The 443-nt window shown below is 76.5% G+C and carries 1 pseudogene; it reads left to right on the forward strand.

Annotation, left to right across the window (positions count from 1 at the left end):
• Positions 1-129: 129 nt before the first annotated feature.
• Positions 130-393, forward strand: a pseudogene (locus tag PUR56_RS16035) (polyketide synthase); the annotation flags it as partial.
• Positions 394-443: the final 50 nt, after the last annotated feature.

Genomic DNA, 443 nt, shown 5'->3' on the forward strand with positions numbered 1-443 from the left:
CCCCCCCCCCCCCCCCCCCCCCCCCCCCCCCCCCCCCCCCCCCCCCCCCCCCCCCCCCCCCCCCCCCCCCCCCCCCCCCCCCCCCCCCCCCCCCCCCCCCCCCCCCCCCCCACGTTTTCGTTCCTGGGGTACGGCACCGGCACGACGCTCGGCGACCCCATCGAGGCCCAGGCCCTCCGGGCCACCTACGGTCAGGACCGGGACGGCGGCGACCCGCTCTGGCTCGGGTCGGTGAAGTACAAGAGCGGGCACTCGCAGGCGGCGGCCGGTGTCGCCGGCATCATCAAGATGTTTCTGGCGCTGCGGCACGGGACCCTGCCCGCGACGCTCCACGCCGACGAGCGTTCCCCGCACGTGGAGTGGTATTACGTCGCGGTGTCGCTGTTGAAGGAGTAGCTGCACTGTAACACCGTGTACCTGCCTCGTCGGGCGGGTGTGTCGGC

Origin of the sequence: Streptomyces sp. BE303 (genome assembly GCF_036290945.1) — a bacterium.
Classification (GTDB): Bacteria; Actinomycetota; Actinomycetes; order Streptomycetales; family Streptomycetaceae; genus Kitasatospora.